The 14,566-nt window shown below is 63.8% G+C and carries 13 protein-coding genes and 1 tRNA gene; 8 read left to right on the top strand and 6 right to left on the bottom strand.

Translation table 11 applies throughout. The features are described 5' to 3' along the window. Positions 1–94: 94 nt before the first annotated feature. Positions 95–1,153, top strand: a complete 1,059-nt coding sequence (locus WC698_04715; protein ID MFA6039535.1) for a M23 family metallopeptidase — start codon at positions 95–97, stop codon at positions 1,151–1,153. Between the two features lie 106 nt (positions 1,154–1,259). Here WC698_04715 and dgt read toward each other — a convergent pair whose 3' ends face one another. The 4 genes from dgt to WC698_04695 form a co-directional block, all read right to left on the bottom strand. After that, complete coding sequence (gene dgt / locus WC698_04710; protein ID MFA6039534.1) at positions 1,260–2,312, bottom strand: dNTP triphosphohydrolase; 1,053 nt, start codon at positions 2,310–2,312, stop codon at positions 1,260–1,262. Continuing rightward, entirely contained in the window at positions 2,309–3,049 is a 741-nt protein-coding gene (locus WC698_04705) for a cadherin-like domain-containing protein (GenBank protein ID MFA6039533.1), read from the bottom strand. Before WC698_04705 ends, dgt begins: the two co-directional genes overlap by 4 nt. A 370-nt stretch (positions 3,050–3,419) precedes the next feature. Continuing rightward, positions 3,420–4,106: a polyphenol oxidase family protein gene (locus WC698_04700; protein ID MFA6039532.1), complete on the bottom strand. Its 687-nt coding sequence runs from the start codon at positions 4,104–4,106 to the stop codon at positions 3,420–3,422. 137 nt (positions 4,107–4,243) lie between these two features. Continuing rightward, complete coding sequence (locus tag WC698_04695) at positions 4,244–5,029, bottom strand: NAD(P)H-hydrate dehydratase (GenBank protein MFA6039531.1); 786 nt, start codon at positions 5,027–5,029, stop codon at positions 4,244–4,246. 200 nt (positions 5,030–5,229) lie between these two features. Between WC698_04695 and WC698_04690 the strand changes: the two genes are divergently transcribed. Together WC698_04690 and WC698_04685 are read left to right on the top strand one after the other, a co-directional pair. Further along, a complete protein-coding gene (locus tag WC698_04690; protein ID MFA6039530.1) occupies positions 5,230–5,538 on the top strand; it encodes a hypothetical protein in 309 nt (102 codons plus the stop codon). A 98-nt stretch (positions 5,539–5,636) separates the two neighbouring features. Continuing rightward, a complete protein-coding gene (locus WC698_04685; GenBank protein MFA6039529.1) occupies positions 5,637–6,602 on the top strand; it encodes a CNNM domain-containing protein in 966 nt (321 codons plus the stop codon). A gap of 67 nt (positions 6,603–6,669) precedes the next feature. On the opposite strand, the gene WC698_04680 is transcribed toward WC698_04685, so the two are convergent. Continuing rightward, a complete protein-coding gene (locus tag WC698_04680) occupies positions 6,670–7,767 on the bottom strand; it encodes a glycosyltransferase (protein ID MFA6039528.1) in 1,098 nt (365 codons plus the stop codon). A 212-nt stretch (positions 7,768–7,979) separates the two neighbouring features. On the opposite strand from WC698_04680, the gene WC698_04675 reads away from it, so the two are divergent. From WC698_04675 to WC698_04665, 3 genes are all read left to right on the top strand, one after another. After that, on the top strand, positions 7,980–8,894 hold the full coding sequence (locus tag WC698_04675) for an FtsQ-type POTRA domain-containing protein (GenBank protein ID MFA6039527.1): 915 nt from the start codon (positions 7,980–7,982) through the stop codon (positions 8,892–8,894). 234 nt (positions 8,895–9,128) lie between these two features. Further along, positions 9,129–9,998 carry a serine hydrolase gene (locus tag WC698_04670; GenBank protein ID MFA6039526.1) on the top strand — a complete coding sequence of 290 codons (870 nt, stop codon included), beginning with the start codon at positions 9,129–9,131 and terminating at the stop codon, positions 9,996–9,998. 6 nt (positions 9,999–10,004) lie between these two features. Continuing rightward, positions 10,005–11,033 (top strand): peptidoglycan DD-metalloendopeptidase family protein, encoded by a 1,029-nt coding sequence (locus WC698_04665; GenBank protein MFA6039525.1) that lies wholly within the window; start codon positions 10,005–10,007, stop codon positions 11,031–11,033. A 29-nt stretch (positions 11,034–11,062) separates the two neighbouring features. Here WC698_04665 and WC698_04660 read toward each other — a convergent pair whose 3' ends face one another. Continuing rightward, entirely contained in the window at positions 11,063–12,895 is a 1,833-nt protein-coding gene (locus WC698_04660) for a glycoside hydrolase family 15 protein (protein MFA6039524.1), read from the bottom strand. A gap of 157 nt (positions 12,896–13,052) precedes the next feature. Between WC698_04660 and WC698_04655 the strand changes: the two genes are divergently transcribed. Further along, positions 13,053–13,129: transfer RNA gene (locus tag WC698_04655), tRNA-Asp, on the top strand. A gap of 264 nt (positions 13,130–13,393) precedes the next feature. Further along, positions 13,394–14,347 (top strand): DUF475 domain-containing protein, encoded by a 954-nt coding sequence (locus tag WC698_04650; GenBank protein ID MFA6039523.1) that lies wholly within the window; start codon positions 13,394–13,396, stop codon positions 14,345–14,347. Positions 14,348–14,566 lie beyond the last annotated feature (219 nt).

Here is a 14,566-nt window from a genome sequence, read left to right as displayed (position 1 = left end):
GAAGAGGAAGCGGCCTTGTCATTTTTCATTTCTCATTTCTAATTTAACATTCCCCAATGGTCGGGAAAGCGGATTTTTGGTATACTGATCAGAAATGAAGATAGAAATTGATGTTCCACGTCCGTTCCTCACGTTGGCGATCGTCGGCGCCATCGGCTGGGGTCTGTACAACTCGCTGCAAGGCGGCGGCTTGGCGGCCGACCTCACGGGAGGCGCAGCTTCTTCCTTGCCCTACGCGGCGGAGCCTGCGGGGGCAACGTCATCGGATTACGGCGCCGCGGTGGCCGAAGCGGTGGGCGGACAAAACTCTTCCGCGCTCTCTTCCCGTGCGCGGCCCCCCACACAGGCGGAGCTGGACGTGCTCCGCGGACGCGCGGAGCAGGAAATGCTGCAGCGCAAGGTGGAGATCCTCCGCGGACAGTTGAAGGTGTTGGATGCGGAGCGCGCTTCGATGGGTGACGAGGTTGATCCCACGCTCGCTCTCCAGTTCCAGAACGCCTCGCGCATCCTCCAATCGCTGTTACAGGACCAGCAGCGCGCCGACGAGTTCATGCTTGCGGCCCTGGGGCAGATTTGGGAGGCGCAGCAGCACGCCATTGCGCTGGGGGCCAACCCCCCGCAGGGCGTGGCGCGCGTGGCGCTCGCGTGGCCGGTGCAACCCACGCTGGGCATTTCCGCCGGCTTCCATGACCCCGCGTACGAAGACCGCTTCGGCTTCGCGCACGACGCGGTGGACATCCCCGTCCTCCAGGGCACGGACGTGCGCGCGGCGGCGGACGGCACGGTGGAAGAAACGGCGGACCACGGTCTGGGCTTCAGTTACGTGACGGTCAAACATGCCGACGGCACCGTGACGCTCTACGGGCACCTCACCACGTTCTCGGTGTTGCGCGGCGCCGTGGTGAAGGCGGGGGACGTGCTCGGCCTTTCCGGCGGGCGCCCCGGCACGCCCGGCGCCGGGCTCTCCACGGGGCCGCACCTGCACTTCGGCGTCTTCCGCGATGGTGCCGCCATCGATCCCATGGGGGAACTGCCGCCCTTCTCCAGTTTCATCGGGACGCAGAAACCCGCCGCGCAATCCTCTTCCTCGTCCGTGCCCAAGGCGGTTCTGCAACAGGGAGCGGGGGTTCCTGTTCTGAAAATCGGAGAGTAGGTGGTAGGGGATAGGGGGTAGGGGGTAGGGGGTAGGGGGTAGGGGGTAGAATGCTTATTTTCTTCTACAACCTACAACCTACTACCTACTACCTCACTCCAAACACTTACAACCGAGAAACCAACATCCTCGCATACATATCCGTCATCCCCGCCACGTAGTCCTTCACGGCTTCGGGGAGGGTGCTTCGCGTATCGGCTTGGAGCTCCAAGATCTTTTCCGGAGGGTTCTGCAGGAACCGGTCGCAGAGGGTGCGGATAATCCCCTGCCCTTCCTCGCTCGCCTCCACCACGCGCGGATGGCTGTACATCCGTTCCCACAGGAATGCCCGGAGCGGGGCCAAGTCCCCTTCCAGCGCATCGGAGAAGTACACGAGGGGCGCGGGGGAATCGTACGCGTTCTCCAGCGTGCGGATGCCCGCGGTTTCCAGCCGCCGCGCCGTTTCCGCGTAGAGGTCGGTGACGAGCAGGTGGATGAGCGCGCCGCCCAGCAGGGTCTTGCGCTCCTTCCTCCTCTCGTTCGCCTGTTGCACGAGGGGGATGGCCGATGCCTCGTCCATGGAGAAGAGTCCCGCGCGCAACCCGTCGTCGCAGTCATGGCCGAGGTAGGCGATCTCGTCCGCGCAGTTCACCGCCTGCGCCTCCAGAGAGAGTCCCCTGGGGAACCCGAGGGGCGGGCGGTTCAACGCTTCACGGTGCTTCTGCATCCCTTCCACCACTTCCCGGTTCAGGTTGAGCCCCGCCGCAAGCGGGGAATGCTGCTCCAGCAGCGTGACGATGCGCACCGACTGCGCATTGTGCTCGAAGGAGAGGCCGTGCCCCTTCATCCACGTATCCAGCGTCTCCTCCCCGCGGTGGCCGAAGGGCGGGTGGCCCAGGTCGTGCGCGAGCGCGATGCATTCCGTAAGGTCCTCATTCAGCCCCAGCGTGCGCGCGATGTCCCGCCCGATCTGCGCCACTTCCATGGTGTGCGTCAGCCTCGTCCGGTAGTGGTCGCCTTCCCCCGCCACGAACACCTGCGTCTTCCCCTGCAGCCTGCGGAACGCCTGCGTGTGGATGATGCGGTCGCGGTCGCGTTGGAACGGCGTGCGCGTCCCGTCTTCCGGTTCCGCGGCCGGCCTGCCGAGCATGCCCGTGGGCGGAACGGCGTAGGATGTCATTGCAGTGTCAACGTCACCGTTACGGGTGCGGAGGCATCTTCCCCGTCGCTCGCTTGGTACATGAAGGTCACCGTGTCCGGCGTAGTGGGGGCGGGGACGAAGGTGAACGAGCCGTCGGGCTCCAGGGCCAGGATGCCGGAGGAGGGCGGGACGGTGAGGATGGCGGTGAGCGCGGTGCTCTCCTTGTCGCCGTCGTTTTGCAGCAGCCCCTCCGCGGCGGGGATGGTGCGCGGAGAGAGCCTCTCGATGACGTAGGAATCCGGCGCCGCCACCGGCGCGTCGTTGACGGAGGTGACGGTGAGGGAAACGGTGGCGGGGGAGGAGCCCGTGGTGCCGGCATAGGTGCGGTAGACGAAGGAGTCATCCCCGTGGAAATCCTCCTGCGGCACGTAGAGGAAGGATCCGTCCCTTCCCAGCGTGAACGCGCCGTGGACGGGTGCCTTCAACAGGACGGCCGTCAATCCCCTCTTACTTGCCGCAAGGTCATTCAGCAGCACGCCCGGCACCTCCATGAGCAGGGTGGCATCCTCTTGCATCGTGTAGTTGTCGTGGAGCGCCGGGGGGGTGGGCGGGAGGACGGGCTGGGTGAGGGAAGCGCGGAGGGAAGAAGGCTGCATACCCCATACTGCCGCCGCCGTGACCCCTGCAAGGAGGAGCGCGGTCATGGCAAAGGATCCTCCGAAGGCGCGCAGGAGTCCCGGGGAAGGGCGGGGCCGTTTCGTCCGGGGAGACCGCATGGCGTCCATTGTAGCAGCTCTTGGCGGGAACCAAACGATCCCGCTGCGGCATCACGCGAATGAATTCGCGCAATGCCGCTTCCGTTTTACTAACATGTCCAATCTCGTTTGCGAATGAAACAAGTGCCGAAGGCAGGCTCCGCCTGCCTGGAGGCACACCTTGAAGGGAAAGGGTTTTCCGAAAGGGAAAACCGACAAGGTTTGCCCTTTCGCAATACGTCCAAACGACCGTCGGGCAGTGACGCTTGTCCCTGGCGTGTCCAGGTGGGTGGCCGCAGCCCGGCGCCACAGCGCCGAACGATTGAGCCTCCCTTCACAAGCTATTAGAGAAGAAACGTTGCTGCCACATGACGGGTCGTCGAGACGGACATCATCGTACCAACGGCCGCAGCGAACATGCCAGCAAATTTGTTGAACCTTTGCGTACCGCATCACGGTCGCCTCCTCTATAGGACCAGTAGGTTCCGCTGCCGCAAGCCGTGCAATCGGGTTGACGCTCGAACCGTTCCTCCCGCACGCCCAGCTTCCACAGCTGGTCTTCGGCAATCGCCCGCAGGTCAACGTTCCTCCCCGAGAAGAACCGGCGGTCGATACCCGGCAGCTCCTTGCGCGGATCCGTGAACTCCGCGCACTCCCGGCACAGGGAGGGTCCCGCGGCGACGTACGTATCCTCGGGGCGGATATTCCATTCCTCCCGAAGCAGGTCGAACGTGGCGGGGAGGATGCCCGCCAAAAGGCCCTTCCATCCGGCATGGGCGAGCGCAACAACGTGTTGCTCCGGCGCATAGATGAGGAAGGACTGGCAGTCGGCAACGCGGATGGTGAGAGCGAGGTGGGATGCATCCGTCGCCACCGCGTCCGCTTGCACGTCCCTCCGGATTCTCTCGCGTGTGATCACGGCTGTGCCGCCGTGTACCTGGTCGAGTGCCACCACGATGCGGGCGTTCATCTTCTCCCGCACGGATTCATCTGTGTGCGCGCCATCCTTCTTATCAAAGAAGGCGATAGTAAGGCGGTTGCTAAATTGGTCGAAGATGCGGAACGGTTGAGAGGGCATATGTGTGGGTATGGTAGCGATGAATCAGAGAACGTCTATGAATGAGAAATGTGAAATGCAAAATGAGAAATGATTGCTGCATACGCTCGATCTGAGGAAATACTCCCATCATTTTGCATTTCTCATTTTTTCATTTCTCATTGTTCATCAATGGTTCGCAACAGCTCCGGTATCAGATCAATCACCTCCTCCGCCGTATACGCCGCTCCTTTTTCCTCGAAGAGCATCGTTCCCGCCCGCTTGATCACCGTGCTCGCCGCCTTGCAGGCGTCCTCCGCGGGCAGCTTCTGCGCCCTGAGCCCCCCGATCAGCCCCGCCAGCGCGTCGCCCGTGCCTCCCACCGTCAACCCCGCGTTCCCTCCCGTCACCAAATGGACGGTACCGTCCGCGGCGGCGATGCGGTCCTCCGGCCCCTTGAGGTGGATGGTGATCTCCGCTTCCTTCGCCGCCTTGCCGATCTCCTTCTCCTCCAGCCCCATCCGCTCCAGTTCCCCCAGATGCGGCGTGAGCACGGCGTCCCTTCCCCGCACAACGTCAATGGTCCACGGCTGCAGCGCGGAGGCATCCAGCACCAGCGCGCACGGCGCTTCCGCAACGAGGGTCTTGAGCGCATCCAGCACCTCCGGCGTGCGGGAAAGGCCGGGGCCTATGACCGCGGCGTCCATCGTCGCCAGGAGCTCGAGCAGCACGGGCACGTCCTCCGCCGCAAGTTCGTCCCCCGCGAAGGGATGGACTTGGAAATTGAGGGACGTCATCCGCGAGATGAACTGGTGCAGCTTGGGCACGGCGACGAAGATCAAATCCACCCCGCTCGCTTCCGCCGCCAGCGCGGAGAGCAGCGGTGCGCCGTGGATGGTGGCGCTTCCGCCGATCACGGCCACTTTGCCATTCTCTCCTTTATGGGACTGCGGATCGCGTTGCATTGAATGGATGATAGAGAAGCGGAAAAGAGGGAGGGATTGACAGAAATAAAATACAGCGAATAATGTTCATTGAACCGGCGATGCCACTCTCGTGGCATCACTTCCGGCTCATCTTCTGATCATTGTCACCGGAGTAGGAGTGCAACAGTATGATACGATCGCGAATTAATAGTTTATATGTGATTATCGGGTTGTCGGTGATGGCTATGATTGTCGTGTTCGTCCTGATTATTCTTAAAGCAAAGAATGAAAGTGCGGATGTGGACAAGTATCGCGCCAAAGTTCACGAGCGAGTGGTGCAACTCAGGGATGATCCCGTGGGATGTGCGCAGTTCCTGGAGGATTTATTGCATGACCAATCGCAGCCGCCCGATGTGATCCGAGAAGTACTGGTGAGGGAAATGGCGCAGCAGCGCATCGTCTCGTTTGCCCAAGGCGCGGAGGATACGAAGCGCGCATTGTATTACTACAATCTGGCTGCACGGCTTCCCTCTTGTAACGGGCAGTAAGAGAGTTGGTTGTGACAACTATCAGATCAACCGGCGTCCACGCGGCGCCGGTTTTCTCGTAATCCTCGGCATCTTCTTCTGCTATCATCCCATTTCCTATGACGGAACTCATCCTCTTGGTCATCACATTCGTGGCGCTCTCCGGGCTGCTCTCGCTCCTCGATGCCGCCATCATCAGCCTTCACCAGGCGGAGGTGGAAGAAGTGGCAGCGCGGCACCTGTACGGAGGGGGCGCGCTGCGGCGGCTCATGGACCGGCAGATGCGCGCGGTGATCATGCTCGTCATCCTCACCAACGCCGTCAACATCCTGGGGCCGGTGGTCATCGGCGTGCGCGCCACGCTGCTCTTCGGCAACCAGGTGCTGGGCGTGCTCACCGCCGTCCTCACGGCGCTCACCATCCTCTTCTCGGAAATCATCCCCAAGGCGCTGGGCACGCGACACGCGCCGGCGGTAGCACGCTTCAGCGCGCCAATCCTCCTGGCGGTGATCCTCGTCTTCTCGCCCGTCGTCTCCCTCATCGAGTGGATGGTCAAGCCGTTCCGCAAGGGCGAGCGGCCGGTGGGCACGGAGGAGCAGATCCGCGCGCTCGTAAAAATCGGGGCGCGGCGGGGGCTCATCGAGGAAGACGAGCAGCGCATGATCGCCCGCACCTTCTTCCTTAACGACCGCACGGCCGCCGACATCATGATTCCCCGCGAGCGCATGGTGGCCTTTGCGCCGCAGACGACCATGCGCGGGGCGGCGGACATCGCGGCGAAGGCGCTGCACCACCGCTATCCCGTCATCGGCCCGGGCCCGGACGAGGTCCGCGGGTTCGTGATGAGCCGCGACATTTTGCAGGCGCTGGTGGAGGGGAGGGGGGAGGACTCCGTGATGACCATCGTCCATGAGCCGGTGCTGGTCTCCTCCCGCATGCGCGCGGACGCCATATTGGAGGTCCTCCGTGGGCGCCGCTTGCACCTGGCCGTCGTCCGTGACGACGGGCACAAGGTGGTGGGCATCGTGACGTTGCACGAGATCCTGGAAGAGTTGGTGGGGGATATGCAGGGGGAAATGAAATGAGGATTCCGACGATGCCGAAGAGTCCGAGGAGTGTCTAGGATGATCGAATATGTTGTATATACGATGTCTATACATCCTTCGTTCCCTTTTCCACTTCCTCCCGTATCCGCTCCTTGAACTTGGAGGCGGCGAAGGGACGGGCAAAATCCCGAATCGCGTCGGGGTCGAAGCGTCGGGTGGAGAACGCACGGAGGGCGTCGACGAGCGATTCCTGCGTCTGCTCGGCGAAGAACAACCCCGTCTTCCCGTCCCGTACGCTGTCCAGGGCGCCGCCCGCGCCGTAGGCGATCACCGGGGTGCCGCACGCCTGCGCTTCCACGGGCACGATCCCCGCATCCTCGTACTGCGGGAAGAGCAGCGCTTTGGTCCCCGCGTAGAGCGAGGGAAGCTCCGCCTCCGGCACGAAGCCGCGGAAGGTGACCGTGGGGCCCGCGAGCTTGCGGAGCCTGCCCTCATCATGCCCGCGTCCCGCAATCGTGAGCGGGAGCTGGAGCGCGTTCGCCACGGCGATGAGGAGATCGAACTGCTTGTACGGGACCAAACGGCCGATGGCGAGGAATTCCTTCCGTTCTCCCATGGGCCGGAGCGGTGCTTCGAAGAAACGGTCGGAGACGGGCGGGGGAATGACCGTGCTCTCCCGCGCGTAGATGCGCCGGATCCTCTGCTGCGTCTCGGTGGAGTTGGCGATGAACGTGTCCACGCGCTTGGCCGTCTGCAGGTCCCAGCGCCGCAGCCTCTTGAGCTGACGCTTGATGCGCGGCCGCAGCCACTGCGGGATCCGGAAGTCCTTGAGGTACTGCTCCTCCATTTCCCATGCGTAGCGCATGGGCGTGTGGCAGTAGCACACGTGGCGGGCGCCGGGCGGCGGGATGATCCCCTTGGCCACCGCATGGGAGGAGCTGAGCACCACGTCGAAGCCGCGGAGGTCGATATCTTCCACCACGCGCGGCATCCAGGGGAGGAGGACCTGATGCAAGCCGACGAGCCGGTACCACTTCTGCAGCGGCGTCACACGGATGTCCGCGCCGCTCAAGGGGCCCAGGCGGCTCCGCCGCGCCACGGTGGTGAAGATGGGCGCCTGCGGCCACAACGCATGGAACTCCGCGATGGCGTGTTCGGCGCCGCCGAAGACGGTGAGCCAGTCCGCGATGATGGCGAGGTTCATGGGGGGATGATAGAGGATTCCGAGGATTCCGACGATTCCGACAAACAGATGTGGAGGGAAATTCGGCGTTTCTTCCTTACATTCCTCGGACTCATCGGAATCATCGGACTCTTCTCTCCTATCCTCTCCTTTCCGCAAACCCTCAAAACACTCTATGATGAGGCCCGATGTTGTTGCGTCCCACACGCCTTCCGCGTCGGTTCAACCGCCATGTGAGCAAAAGCACGGCGGCCTTCGTCAAGCGGAGGCACGTGCGGCGCAGGCAGTACACCCGGGAGCGGTGGGTGCGCGGGCTCCGCAAGTCGCAGCGGGTGTTCTCGTGGGGGTGGGATTTTTTGCGGCAGTGGTTGTGGCTGAGCCTCGCAACGGCCCTCCTCATCACGTTCGGAGTCATCCTCTTCTCCCCGCTCGTGCACGTGCGGGAGATGCGGGTCAAACGCACCGACCCCCGCCTGGACAGCGAGAAGATCCAGAAGGCGCTGCGCCCCCTCTTCGGCAAGCACCTGTTCTTCCTTCCCGCGCAGGACGTACGCCTGCTGGTGCAGGACGCCATGCCGGATGCCGCGAAGATCGAGGTGGACAAGCAATACCCCTCCACGCTCGCCATCACCATCACGCTCCAGTCGCTCCTGGCGCGCCTGCAGATCGATGAGGAAGGGAGGGGGAGCGTGGCGGCCGTCACGGCTTCGGGAAGCGCCCTTCCCTCCGGGAGCGGATCCGTAAAGAAACCCGCGCCCCGCTTCGATTACCTCACGGAGAACGGCCTCTATCTCTCCCTTCCCTTCGAAGCCGCCGTCTCCGCGCCCCTGCAGTCCCTCCGCATCGTGGATTGGGCGGTGCGCCCGGCACCGGGTTCCCCCCTCCTTTCCCCCGACTTCCTCAAACGCATGCGGGCGGCGGAGGAGCTGCTGCGCCAGCAGTACGGCCTCAAGGTCACCGAGCGCACCGTGTACCTGCGCGCGCGGGAATTCCATTTGCGCACGCCGCGCTACAGCCTGTGGTTCGACGCGTCGGGGCCGCTGCAGGACCAGTTCTTCCGCTACGGCGTGTTCCTCAAGAACGTGCCGCAGGGGGAGGCGAGGCAGTATGTGGATTTGAGGTTGGTGGGGAGAGTGGTGTATAAGTGACGATGCCGAGGATTTCGGTTGATAAGGACGCCATGCCATGGCGTCCTTACGAGCTGGAGGAGAGGCACGCAGAGGCGTCCTCGGCATCTTCCGCATTGTCTCCGCATGTCACTCTAAACGCTCAATAATGTCTGCTTCTCGTCAACTCCCCACATTCCCCACGCATTGTCCCCGTGGCCACAATCTTCCCTTTCCCTCTTCACGGAGCGGGAAAGTCCTCCTACACTGGAGGAGATGTTCGGTCCCGTCCTATCGGTTCTTCTGATGGGCATGCTGCCCGTGTCGAGTGCTCCCTCCCTGGACCAGGCGGCGCTCCAGAACCTGGCGATCGCGGCGCCCCTGCCCTTTACGGGGAGCGCCTCCACCATGCTCGAACTTTCGCGCCGCCTTTCGTCGTCCGGCGTGCTCATCGTGGACCTGCAGAGCGGACAGACGCTGTTCCAGAAGCGCGCCGCGGAGCCGCGGGCGATGGGGAGTTTGGCCAAGCTGATGACGGCGCTCCTCATCGTCGAGCAGCACGATTTGGGCGAGACGGTGACGGTGCCGGATGGCATCGAGCGCGTGAAGGGGAGCACGGTGGGGTTGGCGTCCGGGGAACAGTACGCGGTGGGGGATTTGCTCACGAGCCTGCTCGTGGCGTCCGCCAACGATGCCGCGGTGGCGCTGGCGCACTTCCATGCGGGGTCCGAGGAGGCGTTCGTGACGGAGATGAACGCGCGGGCGCAGGTGCTGGGGCTGCGGGACACCTCGTTCGCCAACGCCGTGGGCTTGGATGACCCGGGCCAGCGCTCCACCGCCCGCGACATCGCGTGGCTGGCGGCCTTCGTCCTGCGCAAAGAGCCGCTCCGCGCGCGCATGGCGCTCCCGTCCGCCTCCATCCTCTCCTACGGCAGCCGTACCCTCTCCTTCCGGCACACGCATGCCATGCTGGGCGAGGGCGGGATCATCGCGGGGAAAACGGGAACCACGGACGCCGCGGGGCAGTGCCTGTTCTCGCTCGTGCGGCAGGGGGGGCGGGAGTACGTCACCTTGCTGTTCGGTTCCCACAACCGGTACGCGGACATGCGTGCCGTCCTGGCGGCGATGGAGGAGATGACCTTCTGATCCCCCATGCGCTCCCCCCTCCTTCGCTGGCTCACCTTCCGTATGCGGCTGATCTGCGTCACCGTTTTCGTGCTGGTGTCGCTGCTGCCGCCGTACGTCCCCCGCAGCGCGCAGGCGCAGGAGAATATGCCCGTCTCCTCGCAGCAGTTCCTGTTCGTGGAGGACGGCTTCCTCATGAAGCAATCCTCCCTCGGGCAGCAGGGGTCCCGCCTCGCGTACGGGGAGGGGATCATCCACAAGGTGAAGCAGGGGGAAACGCTCCAGAACATCGCCAAGCACTACAATCTGAAGCCGGAAACAATCCAGTGGGCGAACGGCATCGAGCCGGGGGTCTCCATCCAGCCGAACCAGGAGCTGGTGATCCTCCCCGTGGACGGGGTGCTCCACACGGTGCGGCGGGGACAGACGCTCGGCCGCATCGCGCAGCTGTACGACGTCGCCCTGGATGAGATCCAGCGGCAGAACAAGCTGCGCGGCAGCATGATCCTGGCCGGCCAGCAGCTCATCATTCCCTTCGGCAAGCCGCTGCCGGGGGCGGTGGCGGGGGTGCTGCGGTTCGGGGATACCGTGAACGCGAGCGACGTGCAGGTGCGCCCCACGCCCGGGGGCGGCGCAAAGCCGGCGCAGGCGGTGGGTCCCGCGGTGGGCGCCGTGCTCACGCAGACGGTGCTCCAAATGCCCTGCGAAAACTGCATCATCACGCAGTACTTCAACGCCCGCCACTTCGCCATTGACGCGCAAACGCGCGGGGGCGGCCCCATCTTCGCCTCGGAAGCCGGCACGGTGATCCGCGCGGACAAGGGGTGGAACGGCGGGTACGGGAACGTGGTGGAGATCGACCACGGCAACGGGCTCGTCACGCTCTACGGGCACAACAAGGAACTGTACGTCAAAGAGGGGGATACCGTGGAGCGGGGGCAGAGCATCGCGTGGATGGGCAACTCCGGCCTCGTTTACGGCCCCACGGGCATCCACATCCACTACGAAGTGCGCGTGAACGGCGTCAAGAAGAACCCAATGCTGTACCTCGATTGAGCCGCGGTTCCCGCAGGCGCCGTGGAGGTCTACGGCAAATGCTTCTCGCCCATGAGCGGTTGGGCGGGGGATTCTTCCCCCAGGAAGCGCGAGAGGTAGAGAGCGCTGTTGATGAGTCCCACGTGCGTGAAGGCTTGGGGGAAGTTGCCCAGGAAGGCGCCCGTCGCCGGATCGATCTCTTCGGAATACAGCCCCAGGCGGTTCCCCAGGCGCAGGAGTTCCTCGAAGTTCTTGCGGGCTTCCCCCACGCGCCCCGCGAACGCCAGAGCGTCCACCAGCCAGAAGCTGCAGAATCCGAACGCCCCCTCCTTCCGGTGGTGAGCGCTGCTGCGGTAGACGAGCGCCCCGTCCGCCAGCTCGCGCCGCACCGTCTCCAGGGTGGCGATGGCGGCCGGATGGTCCGGCGGCAGGAACTCCAGGATGGGCAGGAGCAACGCCGTGGCATCCAGCACGTCCGACCCGTACGACTGCACGAAGGATCCCCGCCGCGCGTCGTACCCCTTCTCCATCACTTCCGCGTGCACGGCGGCCCGCTCCGCTTTCCACCTGTCCAGGTCCACGTTCCAGCCGTGCAGTTCCGCGAGGCGGATCCCCCGGTCCATCGCCACCCAGCACATCACCTTGGAGTAGACGTAGTGGCAGGGCTCCGCGCGCAGTTCCCAGATGCCGTGGTCGGGGTTGTGCCAGATATCGCACACGTAATCCACGATGTCCCGCAGCACACCCGAGAGCGCATGGTCCATGCCCGGGTGCAGGTGCTCCGACCGGTACACGGTTTCCAGGATTTCCCCGTAGATGTCGTGCTGTCCCTGCTCGGCCGCGCCGTTGCCGATGCGCACGGGGCGGGAATCCATGTAGCCGCGCAGGTGCGTCAATTCCTCCTCGCCGCCGAGCGTCACGGCGTGCAGGGGGTAGAGCACCTTGAGGTCGGCTGGCCGGCGGCCGCTCGTCACCAGCAGGTCCGTGAGCCAGTCGAGGAACTCGCGCGCATCGTTCAAATGCCCCAGGGCGGTGAGCGCCTGCACCGTGAAGGAGGTATCCCGTATCCAATTGAAGCGGTAGTCCCAGTTGTCGCTCCCGCCGGGGATCTCCGGCAGGGACGTGGTTGCGGCCGCGGCGATGCCCTTGCCGCCCGCGAGCACCTTGAGCACCAGCGCCGAACGCGTCACCTGTTTCTTCCACTGCTCCGGCAGCCGCAGGTCCCCCGTTTCGCGTCCCGCAGCCCAGCGGTTCCAGAAGAGGATGGTTTTCTCCAGGCTGCGCTGCGGCGGCGGGATATCCTCCCGCTCCATGTTGCCGTAGGTGCACAGGAGGGAGAACTCCTCGCCCTCCTCCAAGCCGGGGAGCGCTTCCGCGCCCTTCTCGCTGAACGTGAAAGCGCAGGGCGCGTAGAGCCGCAGCACGTCGCTGGCCCCTTCCACCAGGAGGCCGCCTTTGAAGGGCGAGAGCGCGGTCTTGCCGCGGCCGTAATCCAAACGGGGGTTGAACACGATGCGGCAGCGGACGTTGCCCGCCGTGCAGCGGACCTTGCGGTACAGGGCGGGGAGCCGGTGCTGTTCCTGCTCCTCGAAGCTGAAGCTGCTCATGTGCATCCAGTCCGTCACTTCCAAGGTGCCGCTCCCGCACGTGAAGACGGTGCGCAGGACATTGGTGTCGGGGTGGTATTCCTGCACGCTCTCCCAGCTCTCCGCCGGGGCCACGGAGAACGACCCCCCGCGCTCGGGGTCCAAAATGGCGGCAAAGACGCTCGGCGAATCCAGCCGGGGCAGGCAGCACCAATCAACGGACCCGTCCTTCCCCACCAGCGCGCACGACCCCAGGTTCCCGATGAAGCCGTAGGAGGCGATAGGCTGGAACGGCATGCTCGGAGGGAAATATGAAGGAGTCCGAGCGGGAATACAATGAACTCACCTTCAGACAGCCGCAAAATGCCCTTTGCCCGCATTGTCAGCAAGGCAGGAAACTGGTACTGTCTCCTGGCTCTTTGGTCTTACCGCGTGACATTTTTTTTAAAATTCTGGAGCCGTAGCTCAGCTGGTTAGAGCGCCACACTGTCACTGTGGAGGTCGCGGGTTCGAATCCCGTCGGCTCCGCCAGAATCATTTCCATCAAACCAGAGCCTTCTCGACATATCTGAACATGGTGCGCCACACTGCCTGCCCACTGTAGCTTTAGCGGAGGTGGGTCACTGTGGAGGTCGCGGGTTCCCTCCTTCGCCAAGGCTTCGGAGGGCAGGCGAATCCCGTCGGCTCCGCCCGGATGTAAGACCCAAGCACCATTACTCCTGTAAACCGCTGTATCCGTGCGGCTGGTTTTTTGCGCCCACTCCTTTACTCTCACATTCGTGTTAGGATGCTCCCATGCCCTGGTTTTCCCTCATCCTCACCGTCGCCGGCCTCGCCTTGTTCGAAACCATCAGTTCCGTGGATAACGCCATCATCAACGCGGAAGTGCTCACCACCATGGGCAAGAAGGCGCGGCGGTGGTTCCTGGTCTGGGGCATCCTCTTCGCCGTCTTCGTCATCCGCGGCTTCCTCCCGTGGCTCATCATCTGGGCCACCAACCCCGGCCTCGGCTTCCTGGGCTCCCTCACCGCAACGTTCAGCAACGACCCGCGCGTGGCGGAATCCATCGAGCAGTCCGCGCCCATCCTCCTGGCGGGCGGCGGCACCTTTCTCGTCTTCCTCTTCTTCCACTGGCTCTTCCTGGAGCCCAAGCACTTCGGCCTCGGCGCGGAGAAGTTCTTCGTGCGGCAGGGCGTGTGGTTCTACGCCGTTGTTTCCGTCCTCCTCTCCGCACTCGTGTGGTTCGCCATCCGCCAGAATCCTCTCATGGCGTTCGGCACAGTGGTGGGCTCCACGGCGTTCTTCATCACGCACGGGTTCAAGGAGAACGCGGCCAAGGCGGAAGAGCAGATGATGAAGAAAGGCGGCCTCTCCGACATCAGCAAGATCCTGTATCTGGAGGTCATCGACGCCACCTTCAGCATCGACGGCGTGCTGGGCGCCTTCGCCTTCACGCTCTCCGTGCCCCTCATCCTCCTCGGCAACGGCCTCGGTGCCGTCATCGTCCGCCAGATGACCATCGGCAACATCGAGCGTGTGAAGAAGTACTTCTACCTCAAGAACGGCGCCATGTACTCCATCCTCTTCCTGGGCGCCATCATGCTCGTCGACGCCTTCGGCATGCACATCCCCTCGTGGGTGTCACCCGTCATCACCTTCGGCGTCATCGGATTCTTCTACCGTAAGTCGGTTCGGGAATTGAAGATGAAGCCCCAGGATCTGGCAGAGGCGGTCCATACGAAGGGGTAATGCGACATTGAGACAATGGATAACCGGTCCGCGTACCATTGACCTTCCCGTGGTTGGCGCTAGAGTGGCGTCCAATTTCTTCCCCCCTTTCCCATGGACACGTGTTCACATCCGGAGAATTTCTTACAGTCGGAGGTGGTTGAGCGTGGCAGGAGCAGAGCTATGCAGACAGTCGAAGACCTGCAGATGGAAACCACGCGCGGCGCCTTTGAGAGAATG

It is taken from the genome of Candidatus Peribacteraceae bacterium (assembly GCA_041661065.1).
Taxonomy (GTDB): Bacteria; Patescibacteriota; Gracilibacteria; order Peribacterales; family Peribacteraceae; genus CAIKAD01.
This window is presented reverse-complemented; position numbering and strand designations above follow the sequence as displayed.

Bases quoted from the DNA above. Each gene is read 5' to 3' on its own strand.
- WC698_04715 (MFA6039535.1), top strand. From the start codon at position 95: ATGAAGATAGAAATTGATGTTCCACGTCCGTTCCTCACGTTGGCGATC.
- dgt (MFA6039534.1), bottom strand. From the start codon at position 2,312: ATGACATCCTACGCCGTTCCGCCCACGGGCATGCTCGGCAGGCCGGCC.
- WC698_04705 (MFA6039533.1), bottom strand. From the start codon at position 3,049: ATGCGGTCTCCCCGGACGAAACGGCCCCGCCCTTCCCCGGGACTCCTG.
- WC698_04700 (MFA6039532.1), bottom strand. From the start codon at position 4,106: ATGCCCTCTCAACCGTTCCGCATCTTCGACCAATTTAGCAACCGCCTT.
- WC698_04695 (MFA6039531.1), bottom strand. From the start codon at position 5,029: ATGCAACGCGATCCGCAGTCCCATAAAGGAGAGAATGGCAAAGTGGCC.
- WC698_04690 (MFA6039530.1), top strand. From the start codon at position 5,230: ATGGCTATGATTGTCGTGTTCGTCCTGATTATTCTTAAAGCAAAGAAT.
- WC698_04685 (MFA6039529.1), top strand. From the start codon at position 5,637: ATGACGGAACTCATCCTCTTGGTCATCACATTCGTGGCGCTCTCCGGG.
- WC698_04680 (MFA6039528.1), bottom strand. From the start codon at position 7,767: ATGAACCTCGCCATCATCGCGGACTGGCTCACCGTCTTCGGCGGCGCC.
- WC698_04670 (MFA6039526.1), top strand. From the start codon at position 9,129: ATGTTCGGTCCCGTCCTATCGGTTCTTCTGATGGGCATGCTGCCCGTG.
- WC698_04665 (MFA6039525.1), top strand. From the start codon at position 10,005: ATGCGCTCCCCCCTCCTTCGCTGGCTCACCTTCCGTATGCGGCTGATC.
- WC698_04660 (MFA6039524.1), bottom strand. From the start codon at position 12,895: ATGCCGTTCCAGCCTATCGCCTCCTACGGCTTCATCGGGAACCTGGGG.
- WC698_04650 (MFA6039523.1), top strand. From the start codon at position 13,394: ATGCCCTGGTTTTCCCTCATCCTCACCGTCGCCGGCCTCGCCTTGTTC.